15 protein-coding genes are annotated in these 15487 nt (G+C 72.6%); 12 read left to right on the forward strand and 3 right to left on the reverse strand.

Features of this window, described 5'->3' with window-relative positions; translation table 11 throughout:
- Positions 1–19 precede the first annotated feature (19 nt).
- The 3 genes from AB0M82_RS33675 to AB0M82_RS33685 are packed head-to-tail and all read right to left on the reverse strand — an operon-like array spanning position 20 to position 4200.
- Complete coding sequence (locus AB0M82_RS33675) at positions 20–1144, reverse strand: glycerate kinase (RefSeq protein WP_364730703.1); 1125 nt, start codon at positions 1142–1144, stop codon at positions 20–22.
- Entirely contained in the window at positions 1141–2085 is a 945-nt protein-coding gene (locus AB0M82_RS33680; protein ID WP_364730705.1) for a D-glycerate dehydrogenase, read from the reverse strand. Before AB0M82_RS33680 ends, AB0M82_RS33675 begins: the two co-directional genes overlap by 4 nt.
- A gap of 30 nt (positions 2086–2115) precedes the next feature.
- The gene (locus tag AB0M82_RS33685) at positions 2116–4200 is read right to left on the reverse strand and encodes an alpha-galactosidase (protein WP_364730707.1); all 2085 of its coding nucleotides are present in this window, start codon (positions 4198–4200) and stop codon (positions 2116–2118) included.
- Positions 4201–4276: 76 nt separating this feature from the next.
- Here AB0M82_RS33685 and AB0M82_RS33690 point away from each other — a divergent pair, with 76 nt between their 5' ends.
- The 12 genes from AB0M82_RS33690 (at position 4277) to AB0M82_RS33745 (ending at position 15319) form a co-directional block, all read left to right on the forward strand.
- A complete protein-coding gene (locus AB0M82_RS33690; RefSeq protein ID WP_364730710.1) occupies positions 4277–5467 on the forward strand; it encodes an ROK family protein in 1191 nt (396 codons plus the stop codon).
- A 123-nt stretch (positions 5468–5590) separates the two neighbouring features.
- A complete protein-coding gene (locus AB0M82_RS33695; RefSeq protein ID WP_364730713.1) occupies positions 5591–6400 on the forward strand; it encodes a CoA-transferase in 810 nt (269 codons plus the stop codon).
- The gene (locus AB0M82_RS33700; protein WP_364730716.1) at positions 6397–7155 is read left to right on the forward strand and encodes a CoA-transferase subunit beta; all 759 of its coding nucleotides are present in this window, start codon (positions 6397–6399) and stop codon (positions 7153–7155) included. Before AB0M82_RS33695 ends, AB0M82_RS33700 begins: the two co-directional genes overlap by 4 nt.
- Positions 7152–8333, forward strand: a complete 1182-nt coding sequence (locus tag AB0M82_RS33705; RefSeq protein WP_364730719.1) for a thiolase family protein — start codon at positions 7152–7154, stop codon at positions 8331–8333. The genes AB0M82_RS33700 and AB0M82_RS33705 overlap by 4 nt, the downstream gene beginning before the upstream one ends.
- Positions 8334–8520: 187 nt before the next feature.
- A complete protein-coding gene (gene pcaH, locus AB0M82_RS33710) occupies positions 8521–9255 on the forward strand; it encodes a protocatechuate 3,4-dioxygenase subunit beta (protein ID WP_364730722.1) in 735 nt (244 codons plus the stop codon).
- Positions 9255–9809, forward strand: coding sequence for a protocatechuate 3,4-dioxygenase subunit alpha (gene pcaG, locus AB0M82_RS33715; protein ID WP_364730725.1), 555 nt, complete (start codon positions 9255–9257; stop codon positions 9807–9809). Before pcaH ends, pcaG begins: the two co-directional genes overlap by 1 nt.
- A gap of 14 nt (positions 9810–9823) precedes the next feature.
- Positions 9824–10600, forward strand: coding sequence for a 3-oxoadipate enol-lactonase (gene pcaD / locus AB0M82_RS33720; RefSeq protein ID WP_364730728.1), 777 nt, complete (start codon positions 9824–9826; stop codon positions 10598–10600).
- Positions 10597–10998, forward strand: coding sequence for a 4-carboxymuconolactone decarboxylase (gene pcaC, locus AB0M82_RS33725; RefSeq protein ID WP_364730731.1), 402 nt, complete (start codon positions 10597–10599; stop codon positions 10996–10998). Before pcaD ends, pcaC begins: the two co-directional genes overlap by 4 nt.
- A gap of 10 nt (positions 10999–11008) precedes the next feature.
- On the forward strand, positions 11009–11839 hold the full coding sequence (locus tag AB0M82_RS33730; RefSeq protein WP_364730733.1) for an IclR family transcriptional regulator C-terminal domain-containing protein: 831 nt from the start codon (positions 11009–11011) through the stop codon (positions 11837–11839).
- Positions 11840–12009: 170 nt separating this feature from the next.
- Positions 12010–12597 carry a nucleotidyltransferase family protein gene (locus tag AB0M82_RS33735; RefSeq protein ID WP_364730736.1) on the forward strand — a complete coding sequence of 196 codons (588 nt, stop codon included), beginning with the start codon at positions 12010–12012 and terminating at the stop codon, positions 12595–12597.
- A gap of 40 nt (positions 12598–12637) precedes the next feature.
- Positions 12638–13516, forward strand: coding sequence for a MoxR family ATPase (locus tag AB0M82_RS33740; protein WP_364730737.1), 879 nt, complete (start codon positions 12638–12640; stop codon positions 13514–13516).
- Positions 13517–13558: 42 nt separating this feature from the next.
- The gene (locus AB0M82_RS33745) at positions 13559–15319 is read left to right on the forward strand and encodes a hypothetical protein (RefSeq protein WP_364730740.1); all 1761 of its coding nucleotides are present in this window, start codon (positions 13559–13561) and stop codon (positions 15317–15319) included.
- Positions 15320–15487: the final 168 nt, after the last annotated feature.

Genomic DNA, 15487 nt, shown 5'->3' on the forward strand with positions numbered 1-15487 from the left:
CTGTCGGGCGCCCGGTTCGCTAGCGGGACCGCCAGCCGCGGATCAGCTCCGCGGCCTGGGCCCGCAGCAGTTCCGCCGCATGCAGCCGGGCGTGGTCGAGGGACGGCGCGTGGTCGATCAGCGCGCTGCTCGCCACGACCCCCAGCCGGGCCAGCCCGGCTTCGTCGAGTTCGATCCGGCCCGCGAGCGCCATCAGCGGCACTCCGCGCGGCCGCGCCCGTGCCGCGATCCCGGCAGGCGCTTTGCCGTTGAGGCTCTGTTCGTCGAGCGAACCTTCGCCGGTGATGACGAGGTCGGCGCCCTCCAGGGCCCGGTCGACCCCGGTCAGCCCGGCGATGAGGTCGAACCCGGATTCGACGGTCGCCCCCAGCCCGGCGATCGCGCCGGCCGCGACTCCGCCGCCGGCCCCGGCGCCCGGAATCCGCGAGACGTCGGGGGCGCCGCCCACCTGCAGCGCGTGCGCCCACCGGCCCAGCGCTTCGTCGAGCGCCGCCACTTCCGCGGGCCCGGCGCCCTTCTGCGGCCCGAACACCGCCGCGGCGCCGTCCGGGCCGAGCAGCGGGTTGGTGACGTCGGTCGCGACCGCGACGGACACCCCGGACAGCCGCTCCCGCACCGGCGCCAGCTCGGTCGACGCGACCCTCGACAGCGTCCCGCCACCCAGCCCGACCGGCGCGCCGAACGCGTCGAGCACGCCGGCGCCGAGCGCGCTCAGCATCCCGGCTCCGCCGTCGGTGCTGGCCGTGCCGCCGACGGTCAGGACAAGCTTCTTCGCGCCGTGCATCAGCGCGTCCCCGAGCAGTTCGCCGACGCCCCACGTGTGGGCGGCCAGCGCGGTTTCCGGGCTGGGGTCGACGAATTCGATCCCGCACGCGCGCGCCGACTCGACATACGCGGTGCCGTCCAGCACGGCGTACCGCGCCTTGACCGCTTCGTCGAGCGGGCCGCGGACCGTCAGCCGGACGATGCGGGCGCCCGCGGCTTCGAGCACGTCGAGGGTGCCTTCGCCGCCGTCGGCGACGGGACAGGTGACGATCTCGGCGTCGGGCAGCGCGTCGCGCACGCCGAGCGCGATCGCGTTCGCGGCCTCGACGGCGGTGAGGCTCCCCTTGAACTTGTCGGGTGCGACGACGACACGGGTCACGGCTTCACCTCCGTCAGCGGGGGACGCCCGGCGAGCACCGCCGCGACGTTGCGGGCCGCCAGCACGGCCATCGCGGTGCGGGTTTCGACCGTGGCGGAGCCGAGGTGCGGGCTCAGCACGACGTCGTCGCGGCCGAGCAGGCGCGGTTCGACGTCCGGTTCGTGTTCGAACACGTCGAGCGCGGCGCCGGCGATCTCCCCGGCTTCGAGGGCGTCCGCCAGCGCGGCCTCGTGGACGACCGGGCCGCGCGTCGTGTTCACCAGGTAGGCGCCGGGTTTCATGGCGCGCAGGGCGGCGGCGTCGATGAGGTGCCGCGTCTCCGGCGTCAGCGGGCAGTGCAGCGAGACGACGTCCGAGCGTTCCAGGAGTTCCTCGAACGACACGAATTCCGCGTCGGTCTCCTGCTTCGACCGTCCGGTGTAGACGATCGACATGCCGAACGCTTCGGCCCGCTTCGCCATCGCCCGGCCGATCTGGCCGAACCCGACGATGCCGAGCGTCTTGCCCTGCAGGCCGGAGCCGAGCAGGAAGCCGAGGTGGAACGACCACGGCATGCGCGAACGCAGCAGCCGTTCACCCTCGCCGAGGCGCCGCGTGACGGCGAGCAGCAGGCCGAAGGCGAGGTCGGCGGTGGCGTCGGTGAGCACGCCCGGAGTGTTGGTGACGACGACGCCGCGTCCGGCGAGCGCCGGGACGTCGACGTTGTCGTAGCCGACCGCGACGTTCGCGACCACCTTCAACTCCGGCCCGGCGGCGTCGGCGAGCGCGCCGTCGAGCCGGTCGTGCAACATCCCGACCACAGCCGAGGCGCCGGCGACGAACTTGTGCAGTTCCCCGGGCGTCAACGGGCGGTCGGCGGGCGACACGACCACGTCGCCGGCCTCGGCGAGGAGCTTCACCGCGTCGTCGGGAATCCAGCGGGTCACCGCGATCTTGGGCACCCCGACAGCCTAGGCCAAACCCCCGACAATTCAGCCCACCCGCGTCAGCCGCACGACCGCGCTCGCGTACCCGCTCCCCGGCAGAGTGACGTCGAGACCGTGGCTCAGCAGCACCGCGCCGTCGTGCACGACGCCGTCCTGGTCGCGGTAGCGCCCGGCCGGATCCAGTCCCGCGAGCCGGGGCGGGGTGAAGGGCCGCGCGAACTCCGTGGGCCGCCGCCAGAAGAAGACGACCACGTCGTCACCCAGCACGTACTGCGCCGCGGTCAGCGCCGAAGCCGGGGCCGCCAGCCGGTACAGCGCGCCGTGCTGCACGACGGGCCGGATCTCCTTGTACAGCGCCACGAGCGACGCCGCTTCGGCGAGTTCCTCCGCGGACCACCGCGGCAGGTCGCCGCCCAGGCCGAGCACGCCCGCCATGGCCACGTGGAACCGGAAGCTCAGCGGCGCCTCCCGTCCCGTCGTCGGGTTCGGGCTGTCGGTCACCCAGGCCGACATCGTGCCCGCCGGGTAGAGCTGGCCGTAGCCGTGCTGGATGGCGATCCGGTCGGCGGCGTCGGTGTTGTCCGACGCCCAGATCTCGTCGGTGCGGGCGATGATCCCGAGGTCGGTCCGGCCGCCGCCGCCCGCGCAGCCCTGGATCCGCAGGCGCGGGTGGTCGGCGCGCAGCCGGTCGAGGATCGCGTACACGGCGCGGACGTGCTCGACCCACACGCGTCCGGCGTCCTCGCCCGGCCAGCCCGCTTCGGTGAAGGCGCGGTTCATGTCCCACTTGAGGTAGTCGATGCCGTGCTCGCCGACGAGCCGGTCGAGCCACTCGTGCGCCCAGTCCGCGACGTCCGGCCGGGCGAAGTTCAGCACCAGCTGGTTCCGCAGCGTCGTCCGCTCGCGGTTCGTCATGTGCAGCACCCAGTCCGGGTGCGCGCGGTAGAGGTCGCTGTCCGGGTTGACCATCTCCGGCTCGACCCACAGCCCGAACCGCATCCCGTGCGCGTGGACGGCGTCGACGAGCGGCCCGAGCCCGGCGGGGAAGCGCTGTTCGTTGGCGGTCCAGTCGCCGAGCCCGGCGGTGTCGCCGGTGCGGGCGCCGAACCAGCCGTCGTCCATGACGAACAGCTCGGCGCCGACCCGCGCCGCCGCCGCGGCCAGCGCGGTCTCGGTCCGCTCGTCGACGTCCCAGCCGGTCGCTTCCCAGGAGTTGTAGACGACCGGCCGCAGCTCGCCGGGGTGCGGCTGGACGAACTCGCGGACGTAGGAGTGCCAGCGCCGGCTGGTGCCGCCGAAGCCGTCGGCCGCGTAGAGCCCGGCGAACACCGGCGTCTCCCAGGTTTCGCCCGGCCGCAGCCGCCAGCCGACGTGCTCGTGCCCGAACCCGCCGGTCCACGTGACGCGTCCGGTGTGCGTGCGCTCGACGGTGATCCGCCAGCTCCCGCTCCACGCCAGCGCGGTGGACCACACCTCGCCGGACGTCTCCGTCGCGTCGCCGTCGTCGAGCATCACCCACGGGTTGACCTGGTGGCTGGACACGCCGCGGCGGCTGGTGAGCGTGGTTTCGCCGACCGGCAGCGGTTCGCGCAGCACGCCGTACTCGGCGCTCCACGCGCCGGACGTCCGGCTCAGCCGCGCGCCGTCACGCCGGGGGAGCGTCCACGACGCGGAGTCGGTGCGCAGCAAGGAAACCGGCACCTCTCCCGTGTTGCGCAAGGTCGTCCAGCGCTCGACGACGTCGCCGCGCACGCGGTAGTGCAGGGAAAGCTCCAGGGGGTAGTGCCGGTCGGCGAGCCGCACGACGAGGGCGTCGCCGTCGATCGCGAAGTCCTCGTAACGCCACTCGAGCGCCGAAGTTCCGTCCTCGTAGCGCACGGCCAGTGCCGTGACGCCGAAGAACGCGCCGCCCTCGGCCGGCAGTTCCTGCCGTTCGTCGCCGGGCTCGTCGAAGCTGCTGTCGGCCGGGTTGCGGCGCGCGGCGACCTGCGTGGCCTGGGCGAGGGTCAGCGGCGGACCCCAGTGGACGTGCCGCGGCCGGTCGTCGGAGCCGAGCCGGAAGGCGTACGAGCTCTCGGGGGTGCGCAGCAGCCAGAGCCGGTGCGCGGGGGCGTGTTCCACGAGCGACATGCCGCCGAGCGTAGGGAACTCGAGCGGAAAAATAAATTCTTGACGAAGTTAATTAATCTTGCCTAGCCTTGCCGCCATGCCTCGCAGTGCGCCGGCGCGGGCGCCGATCACCAGTCCCGCGGCCGCGACCGTGTTCACCACGGTGCTGACCCAGGGGCCCGTGTCCCGCGTCGACGTCGCCCGGCGCACCGGGCTCTCCTCCGCCGCCGTCACCAAGGCCGCCCGGCCCTTCATCGAGGCCGGCTACCTCGAAGAACTCGCCGCGGAGGGCCGGATCGCGCCCGGCGCCGGCCGCCCCGCGAACCCCCTCGCCGTCCGCCCCGGCCGCGAATACTTCGTCGGCGTCAAGATCACCGGCGACGAGCTGATCGGCGTGGTCACCGACCTGCGTGCCGACGTCCGGGCCGCCGCCCGCCGCCCGCTGGCCGCCCGCGACGTCGAGCACGTCGTCGCGGCGCTGGCCGGCCTCGTCGGCGAGCTCCTCGCCGGGCCCACCCCCGATGAGGCCGTCAACCTGCGCGAACGCGCCTACTGCCTCGGCGTCGCGGTGTCCGGCGACGTCGACCGCGCTTCCGGCGTCGTCCGGTACTCGCCGTTCCTCGGCTGGCGGGACGTCCCCCTGGCCGAACTGCTCGACGACGCCACCGGCCTGACGACGACGCTGGAGAACGACGTCAAGGCCCTCGCCGTCGCCGAGCAGTGGTTCGGCGAAGGCGTCGGCGTGTCCTCGTTCGCGCTGGTCACGGTGGGCGCCGGGATCGGCGGCGCGCTCGTGGTGAACGGCGAGCTGGTGCGCGGCGCGCACGGCGTCGCCGGCGAGATCGGGCACGTCCCGGTCGACGGAGGCGGGCCGTCCTGCCACTGCGGCGGCCAGGGCTGCGTCGAAGCGATCGCGTCCACCGAGGCCATCCTGACCCGCGCCCGGCGGGTCGCGGGCGACCCCGTGCTGAGCATGGCCGACGCCGTCGCCCGCGCCCGCGGTGGCGACGAACCGCTGCGCGAGGTCTTCGCCGGGGCGGGCCACGCGATCGGGCTGGGGCTGGCCGCGCTGGTCAACCTGGCCGGCCCGGAGCGGGTGGTGGTCTCGGGCGAGGGGGTCGCCACCTACGACCTGTTCGAGGAGCGGATCCGCCGGACCTTCGCGGCCCAGGCGTTCGGCAGCGCCGCCCGGTGCGGCCTGGTCATCCGGCCGCTGCCGTTCGAGGAGTGGGCGCGTGGCGCCGCAGCGGTCGCCATCCAACGCCTTTTCGCGCCGCGCGGCAGGTGAAAATCCCCTTCGTCCTGCCTCCGTCATCCATTGGGTGGAAGACGTCTGGTCGGCGGCCTGCGCGTCATGCTATGTTCGGTTTCAGAACGAGTGTGCGTGATGCGAACAAGTGGGGAGCGTGTGATGGCGGAGCTGCTGTCGCTGGAGGAGGCCGTGGCCCGGCTGGTGCGTGACGGCGACACCGTCGCGCTCGAGGGCTTCACGCACCTCATCCCGGTCGCGGCCGGGCAGGAGATCATCCGGCAGCGGCGCCGTGGCCTCACGCTGGTCCGGATGACCCCGGACATCGTGTACGACCAGCTGATCGGCGCGGGCTGCGCGCGCAAGCTGATCTTCTCGTGGGGCGGGAACCCGGGCGTCGGCTCGCTGCACCGCTTCCGCGACGCGGTCCAGCACGACTGGCCGGTGCCACTGGAGATCGAGGAACACAGCCACGCCGGCATGGCGAACCGGTACGTCGCCGGCGCGTCCGGGCTGCCCTTCGCGGTGCTGCGCGGCTACACGGGCACGGACCTCCCGGCGCAGACGGCGACGATCAAGCCGATCACCTGCCCGTTCACCGGCGAGCGGCTCACCGCGGTCCCGGCGCTGAACCCGGACGTGACGATCGTCCACGCGCAGCGCGCCGACCGGGCCGGCAACGTCCAGATGTGGGGCATCACCGGCGTCCAGAAGGAAGCGGTGCTGGCGGCGAAGCGCTCTCTGGTGACGGTGGAGGAAGTCGTCGACGAGCTGGCGCCGCGTCCGGGCGCGGTCGTGCTCCCGGCCTGGGTGGTCACCGCGGTGGCCGAGGTCCCGGGCGGCGCGAAGCCGTCGTACGCGGCCGGCTACTACGAGCGCGACAACGCGGCCTACCAGGCGTGGGACGAGGTGGGCCGCGACCGCGAGGGGTTCACGAAGTGGCTGAACGAGCTGACCGGGGTGAAGGCATGAACACCGGCTACACCGCCGACGAGATGATGAGCGTCGCGGCGGCCCGCGCGCTCGGCGACGGCATGTCCTGCTTCGTCGGCATCGGCCTGCCGAGCAAGGCGGCGAACCTCGCCCGCCGCGCGCACGCCCCGAACCTGACGCTGATCTACGAATCCGGCTGCCTGGGCGCGAAGCCGTCCCGCCTCCCGCTGTCCATCGGTGACGGCGAACTGGCCGACACCGCCGACGCCGTGGTCAGCGTCCCCGAGGTGTTCAACTACTGGCTCCAGCCGGGCCGCATCGACGTCGGCTTCCTCGGCGCCGCCCAGCTGGACAAGTTCGGCAACATCAACACGACGGTGATCGGCTCGGACTACCGCGACCCGAAGGTCCGGCTGCCGGGCGCGGGCGGCGCCCCGGAAATCGCGGCCTCCTGCGGCGAGGTGTTCGTCGTGCTGCGTCAGAGCGCCCGCGCTTTCGTCGAGAAGGTCGACTTCGTGACGTCGTTCGGCCACGGCGCAGGCAAGGGGGATCGGGAGCGGCTGGGGCTGCCCGGCAAAGGCCCGACCCTGGTGGTGACCGATCTGGGCCTGCTGCGCCCCGATCCGGAGACGGCCGAGCTCACGCTCACGGAGCTCCACCCGGGTGTGGAGCTGGATCAGGCCGTCCGGGCGACCGGGTGGAAACTGAAGGTGTCGGACGACCTCAAGACCACCCCGGCCCCCACGGAGCAGGAGCTGACTCTCCTGCGAGACCTCGAGAAGGCGAGCGCATGACCGACGTCTACGTCCTCGACGCGATCCGTACCCCGTTCGGCCGTTACGGCGGCGCGCTGGCCGGCGTCCGTCCGGACGACCTCGCCGCCGGAGTCCTTCGCGCCTTGCAACGGCGGAACGACCTCGATCCATCCACAGTGGACGAAGTGACCCTCGGCGACGCGAACGGCGCGGGCGAGGACAACCGCAACGTCGCCCGCATGGCCGCCCTGCTCGCCGGCTGGCCGACGAGCGTGCCCGGCAGCACCGTCAACCGCCTCTGCGGCTCGGGCCTCGACGCGGTGATGCAGGCCAGCCGGGCGATCCAGGTCGGCGACGCCTCCCTGGTCGTCGCCGGCGGCGTCGAGTCGATGACCCGCTCACCGCTCGTCATGCCCAAGCCGGAGAAGGCGTTCCCGGCGGGGAACCAGACCCTGTACAACACCGCGCTCGGCTGGCGCATGGTCAACCCGGCCATGCCGGAGCAGTGGACCGTCTCCCTCGGCGAGTCCACCGAGCAGCTCGCCGAGCGCTACGGCATCGGCCGTGACGAGCAGGACGCCTTCGCCGCGCGCAGCCACGTCAACGCCGCCAAGGCGTGGGACGAAGGCTTCTACGACGACATGGTCGTCCCGGTCGAGGGCGTGGACCTGGCCCGCGACGAAGGCATCCGCCCGGACTCCAGCCCCGAGAAGCTCGCCAAGCTGAAGCCCGTCTTCCGCAAGGAAAACGGCACCGTGACCGCGGGCAACGCCTCCCCGCTCAACGATGGCGCCTCGGCGCTGCTGCTCGGCGACGAAGCCGCCGCGAACCGTCTCGACGCGACCCCGCTCGCGCGGATCGCCGGTCGCGGCGCGGCGGGCGTCGATCCCGACGTGTTCGGCATCGGCCCGGTGCGCGCGGCGGAGATCGCGCTGGAGCGCGCCGGCATCGGCTGGGACGACCTGGCCGCGGTGGAGCTCAACGAAGCGTTCGCCGCGCAGTCGCTGGCGTGCCTGCGCGACTGGAAGACGCTCGACCCGGAGATCGTCAACACCCACGGCGGCGCGATCGCCATCGGCCACCCGCTCGGCGCGTCCGGTGGCCGGATCCTCGGCACCCTGGCGCACGACCTGCACCGCCGCGGCGGTGGCTGGGGACTCGCCGCCATCTGCATCGGCGTCGGCCAGGGCCTGGCCGTCGTTCTCGAAGGCCGGTAAGGGAGAAGCCTCGCGAGTGGGAGGAGTGTGCGCGTGGAAAGCACACGCCGTCGTCGCTCGTCGTGTCTTCTGGGGGCCGAGCCCCCAGACCCCCGCCGGGGGGCAAGCCCCCGGACCCCCGCGTGTGGTCCGGATCCGTTCGTTCGGGTTGTCGAACACGCACAGGTTTCAGGAGAAAGGAGGCGTTATGGCTACTCCGACCGAACTCAGGCTGCCGCGCTACGGGCAGGAGCCCGACGGCACGCACCCCCCACTCGACTCGCCCGGCTACCGCTCCACGGCGCTTCGGTACCCGAAGCAGCCGCTGGTGCTGCTCCCGCAGATGCTGACCGAGGTCACCGGCCCGCTGCTCGGGCCGGGCCGCCTCGGCGAGCACGACAACGACCTCACCCGCCAGCACGCGGAAGAGCCGCAGGGGCAGCGGATCATCGTCACCGGGCGGCTGCTCGACGGCGACGGCCGCCCGGTGCGGGACTCGCTCGTCGAGATCTGGCAGGCGAACGCGGGCGGCCGCTACCGGCACACCGGCGACCGCTGGCCTTCCCCGCTCGACCCCCACTTCGACGGCGTCGGGCGCACCCTGACCGACAGCGACGGCCGCTACACCTTCACCACCATCAAGCCCGGCGCGTACCCGTGGAAGAACCACGACAACGCCTGGCGCCCCGCGCACATCCACTTCTCGGTGTTCGGCTCGGCGTTCACGCAGCGGCTGGTCACCCAGATGTACTTCCCGGACGACCCGCTGTTCTCCCAGGACCCGATCTTCAACTCGATCCCGGACGAGAAGGCCCGGCAGCGGATGGTCTCGCGGTACGACCACGAGATCACGCAGGCCGAGTGGGCGCTGGGGTTCCAGTTCGACATCGTGCTGCGCGGGCGCGACGCGTCGGTGTTCGAAGAGGAAGAGGACGAAGACTGATGACCAGGCTGTTGCCCACCCCTTCGCAGACCGTCGGCCCGTACCTCTCGATCGGGCTGCCCTGGCCGGACGGCCCGTACGTCGTGCCCGAGGGCACGCCCGGCGCGTTCTGGATCCGCGGCACCGTGCGTGACGGCAACGGTGATCCGGTCCCGGACGCCATGATCGAAACCTGGCAGGCCGACCCGGACGGCGGGTTCCGCCACCCCGACGACCCGCGGGGCGAGGCGTCCGGCGAGTTCCGCGGTTTCGGCCGCTGCCCGACCACCGCCGACGGCGTCTACGGGATCTTCACCTTGCTCCCGGGCGTGCTGCCCGGCGGGGGCGGCACCACGCAGGCCCGGCACATCGACGTGTCGGTGTTCGCGCGCGGCCTGCTCAACCGGGTCGTCACGCGGATCTACTTCGAGGACCAGGACAACTCCGCGGACCCGGTCCTGGCGACGGTCCCGGAGGAGCGCCGCGGCACGCTGATCGCGGCGAAGACCGGCGACGGTTACCGCTTCGACGTGCGCCTCCAGGGCGACGGCGAGACCGTCTTCTTCGCGCTGTGAACGGAGGTGGGCGCGTGGGCGCCGTCCGGGTGCACCGGGTCGTCGACGGACCCGGCGACGGGCCGGTCGTGGTCTTCGCCGGCTCGCTCGGCAGTGACCTCCGGATGTGGGAGCCCCAGGTCGCGCCGCTGGTCGCGCGGGGTTACCGGGTGGTGCGCTACGACGCCCGCGGCCACGGTGGATCGCCGGTGCCGCCCCCGCCCTACGGCCTGGACGACCTCGGCGCCGACTTCGTGGCCCTGCTCGACGACCTCGGGGTCGAGCGCGCCCACCTGGTCGGCCTGTCGCTCGGCGGGATGACCGGCATGTGGCTCGGCGTGCACGCCCCGGACCGGATCGCGAGCCTGGTGCTGTGCTGCACGTCGGCCAAGCTGGGACCGCCGTCGATGTGGGCGGAGCGCGCCCGCAAGGTCCGCGCGGAAGGCACGGCGTCGATCGCGGAAGCCGGGGTCGGCCGGTGGCTGACGGAGCCGTACGCGAAGAGCCGCCCGGACGTGGCGGAGTTCCTGCGGGCGATGATCGCCGCGGCCCCGGCCGAGGGGTACGCGGCGTGCTGCGAGCTCATCGAGCGGATGGACCAGCTGGACGCGTTGCCGAAGATCAGCGCGCCGACGCTGGTCATCGCCGGCGCCGAAGACCCGGCTACACCGCCGGAGGACCACGCCCGCCCGATCGCCGAGAGCATTCCCGGCGCGCGGCTGGAGGTCGTGGCGGACGCCGCGCACCTGGGCAACTACGAACGGCCGGAGGAGTTCACCCGGCTGATCCTGGACCACTTGGAGCGAACGTGACGGACCGCCACGAGCAGGGCATGAAGGTGCGGCGCGAAGTGCTCGGCGACGAGCACGTCGACCGCGCGGTCGCGGGCACCACGGACTTCAGCCGTCCCTTCCAGGACTACATCACCGAAGGCGCGTGGGGTTCGGTGTGGGCCCGCGACGGCCTGGACCGCCGGACCCGCAGCTGCGTCACCCTGGCGGCGCTGACCGCGCTACAGGCGCACGACGAGCTGGCGATGCACGTCCGGGCGGCGGTCCGCAACGGCCTCACGGCGGCGGAGATCAGCGAGGTCCTGCTGCACACGGCGGTCTACGCCGGGGCGCCGGCGGCGAACGCGGCGTTCGCCGTCGCGCAGCGCACCCTCGCGGAACTCGGCGAGCCGAGCGCCCGCCCGGGCGACGCCGGATAAGGTGCCGGGCATGGACGCGGGGAGGCCCATCGAAGCCGAGTTGGACGGCGAGCCGGCGCACCGGGGCGCCCACCACGTGCAGTCGCTGGAGCGTGGGCTGGCCGTGATCAAGGCCTTCCACGCCGGCGCGGCGGAGCTGACCCTGAGCGACGTCGCCCGCGCGACCGGCCTCACCCGCGCGGCGGCGCGGCGGTTCCTGCTGACGCTGACCGACCTCGGCTACGTCCGCACCGACGGCAAGTACTTCTCGCTGACGGCCCGGGTGCTGGAGCTGGGCTATGCGTACCTGTCGAGCATGACGCTGCCCGAGGTGGCGCAGCCGCACCTGGAACACCTGTCCGCCGGCGTGCACGAGTCGAGTTCGGTCTCCGTGCTGGAGGGCACGGACATCGTCTACGTGGCGCGGGTGGCGGTTTCGCGCATCATGACGGTGAGCATCAACGTGGGCACCCGCTTCCCGGCGTACGCGACGTCGATGGGGCACGTCCTGCTGGCGGGGCTCAGCAAAGCGGAGCTGGAGGCGTACTTCGTGGTGGCCAGGCTGGACCGCCTGACCGACCGCACGGTCACCGCCCCCGACCGCCTGCGAGCCGAGCTGGCCAAGGTCACGGCCCACGGCTGGGCGATGGTGGACCAGGAGCTGGAGGAAGGCCTCCGCTCGGTGGCGGCCCCGATCCACGACCGCAGGGGCCGCGTGGTGGCGGCGGTCAACCTGTCCACCCACGCGAGCCGGACGACGGCGGAGTCGGTGGAGCGCGACCTGGTCCCCCCGCTCCTGCAGACGGCCCGCGCGATCGAAGCCGACCTGGCGGCCGGCGCCCCGAGCCGCGCCCATGGCTGACCGGGCGGAAGGTGTTATGGCGTCCGAGGTGACGGTGCCGTTCGGAACTGCTGCTGTCCCAGTGGCTGACCAGCGGCCGCGAATCGAGCCGGTTCGCCGGGCCGTGTTCGTGGCTGGGCGGGCGCGGCCGCACGAAACCGCCCGAGCGATCGATGCCCCGGATGGCGCCGATGGCTGACCGCCCACCGGCGGTCGCCGGGCTTCTCCTGGCCGCCGGGGCCGGTCGTCGGTTCGGTGGCCCCAAAGCCCTCGCCGAGATCGGCGGTGAACCCCTCGTGCTCCGCGCCCTGCGAATCCTCACCGAGGCGGGCTGCGCCCCGATCCGCGTCGTCGTCGGTGCCGCCGCCGAGGATGTGAGCGCGCTCCTGCCCGATCCCGCCCAAGCCGTGCCGGCCGAGGACTGGGCCACCGGCATGGGCGCCTCGCTCAGGGCAGGCCTGGCCGCGCTCGAGAACACCGAAGGACCGGTCGCCGCGCTCGTGCACCTCGTCGACCTGCCCTGGGTCGGCCCCGAGATCCTCGCCCGGGTAGCCGCGCACGCGACCACCGAGACCGTCGCCCGCGCGGCCTACGACGGCGTTCCCGGCCACCCGGTCCTGCTCGGCCGCCGCTGGTGGCCGGAAATCGCCGAGACCGCCCGGGGCGACCGCGGAGCCCGGGACTGGCTGGCCACCCGCGCCGACCTCCGCCTCGTCGAGTGCGGCGATCTCGGCAGCGGCCGGGACGTCGATCGCCAAGCCGACCTGCCGGCCCCTTGACCCAGCGCGCGCGGCCCCGGAGCCGCCTACGATCGACACCGTGACGGACTCGCTCGCCTCGCCTGAAGAACTTGCCGCCGCGCTCGACGCGACCGGTTACCTCGCCGACGACGGGCTCGCCACCGCCGGGTTCCTCGCCCTCCGCATGGGCCGTCCGCTGTTCTGCGAAGGCGAACCCGGCACCGGCAAGACCTCGCTCGCGATCGCGCTGGCCACCGCGCTCGGCCTGCCGTTGATCCGCCTCCAGTGCCACGAGGGCATCGACGCCGCCCAGGCCCTCTACGAATGGGACTTCCCGCGCCAGCTCCTGCACTTGCGAGCCCTCGAAGCGGCCGGAGACGGGCGCGTCGACGTCGAGACCGCCGAGCGTTCGCTCTACACCGAACGGTTCCTGCTGGCCCGGCCGCTGCTGCGGGCCCTGATCGACGCACCCTGCGTGCTGCTGATCGACGAGATCGACCGCGCCGACGACGAGTTCGAAGCCTTCCTGCTCCAGCTGCTCGACGAGTACGCCGTGACCATCCCCGAATACGGCGAGGTCCGCGCGGCGCGGCCGCCGCTGGTGGTGCTGACCTCCAACCGGACCCGCGAGGTGCACGACGCCCTCAAGCGCCGCTGCCTCTACCACTGGCTCGAACACCCGGACCTGCTTCGGGAGGTCATGATCCTGCGCCGTAGGATCCCTCGAATAGGTGAACTCCTGGCTCGGCAGGTCGCTGAAGCAGTGCATCGGCTCCGGGAAATGGACCTGCTTAAACCACCAGGGGTAGCTGAGTCACTCGATTGGGCGAGAGCCCTGCTGACTCTGCAGCGTGACGAGCTGGACGCGGCATCGGCGGCGCGGACGCTCGGCGCGGTCCTGAAATACAGCGAAGACCTCGACCGGGTCAGGGCGAAACTCGACGCGCTGTTCGCTTGACGGCCGGTTCCGGGGCGACCGAAGGCGTGGGAGGACCTGCGGATGAGCTTGGCGGAATCGACCGAGGCAAGACCACTGGCGGAGCCGGATCGGCCCGGCGCTGCCGGGACTGAGACCGCCCGGCGAAGCTGGAAGGCCGGGCTGGCCGCCGTGGCCGCGGTGCTCGGCGGCACCGCGCTGATCGCCGCGCACGCGTCGTTCTACGGCTACTGGATGATCGACGACGCGGCCATCACCTTCGCCTACTCGCGCAATGTCGCCGACGGCTTCGGGCCGGTGCTCCAGCCCGGCGCCGCGCCGGTCGAGGGGTACTCCAACCCGACCTGGATGATCCTGCTCGCCCTTGGCAAGCTCGTCGGCCTGTTCGACCACGGCACGCTCTTCGGGATCTCCGACCAGATCCTCTTCCCGAAGGGGCTCGCGCTGGCCTGCTGCGCCGCCGTCCTCGTCCTGTTCCACGTCGGCGCGAAAACGCTCACCCGCCGTCCGGCCCTGGTCACCTTCGTCGCCGGGGCCGGCCTCGCCGCGATCCCGTCCTTCGTGATCTGGTGCTTCTCGGGGCTGGAGAACTCGTTCTACGCGCTGACGGTCGCCGCGCTCGCGGTGCTCGTCCTGCGCGCGGTGCAGAGCGGGAAGCTGCTGAGCCACCAGGTCGCCATCGGGACCGGGCTGATCGCCACGGCCGCCGCACTGACCCGGCCGGACGGGATCATCTACGCCGGCGCCTACCCGATCGTGGTCGCGGTGTTCCTCAAGCGGGAACTGCTCGGCCGCAGCATCCGCGCCGTCGTCGTCTCCGTCGCCGCGTTCGCCGTGCCGTACGGCGCTTATGTGGTGTTCCGCTGGTTCGAATTCGGCAGGCTGGTGCCCAACACCGCCGTCGCGAAGGGGCAGGAACCGCCGACGCTCGACGATCTCGCCCGGCCCGGCGACATCGTCTCCTACGTAGGCTGGCTGGTCGTCGCGGTGGCGGTCGCGTGCCTGGTCATGCTGCTGGTCCGGCCGTCGCGGCTGCGCACCGGCCTGATCGCGTTGCTGGTGCCGTTCGGGCTCACCGTGGTCGCCTACATCGTGCTCGAGGACGACTGGATGGGGCAGCTGCGGTTCGCCACGCCGGTGTGGACACTCGGCGCGTTCGGCGCCGCGATCGTGATCGTCGAGGCGTTGTCCTCGGCCCGGCCGCGCGGCCGGATCACGCTGGCCTGCCTGCTCGTGGTGGCGCTGGTCAGCTCGGTGAGCGGCCTCTACACCCAGGGCACCACCTACCGCGCCAAGGTCAAGACCGCGTTCTGCATCGTGGCCGAGCGCGACGCCCAGGCCATCAACGGCTTCGCGGACATCCTGAAGCTGCCCGCCACCGCCCAGGTCGGCCTCATCGACCTCGGTGGGACGTCGCTGGGCAGCCGCATCCGGGTGCTCGACCTGGCCGGCCTCGGCGACAAGCCGATCGCCGACTACCTGCACCGCGCCGACATGGCGGGCCTGCGCGACTACGTGTTCACCCAGGCCAAGCCGGAGATGATCACGTTCATCGGCTCGTGGGTCACGACGCTGCAGTTCGACCGGGACCCGCGGTTCGACCAGGACTACGCGACGATCTTCCTCAACCGGCCCACCGGCGACACGACCGTCGACTCGCGCAACTGGGTCAGCTATCACGTCCGGCGCGACCTGGTCGACCCCGCGAAGCTCGCGGAACTCCAGGCGTACGCGCGGAAGACGCTGCCGCCGATCCTGGAGCTGAACAAGACCGCGGGCCTGCGCGGCTGCGCGAACATCCAGCCTGGAATGAAGGTTTCCTGACCGGAGCCGGCCCCGGAGCGCCCGCCTCGGAAGTCCACAACGGACTTCGGGGCGGGCGCCTCGTCGTCCGGCGGTAATTCCGTTGCTCCCTGGCCCGGACTCCGGCATGCTTTTCCCAGCACAGCAGGCAAACCCACCGAGAGGAGGAGATCGTGACCGGACACCGGA

The sequence above is a fragment of the Amycolatopsis sp. NPDC051128 genome (assembly GCF_040682715.1).
Taxonomy (GTDB): Bacteria; Actinomycetota; Actinomycetes; order Mycobacteriales; family Pseudonocardiaceae; genus Amycolatopsis.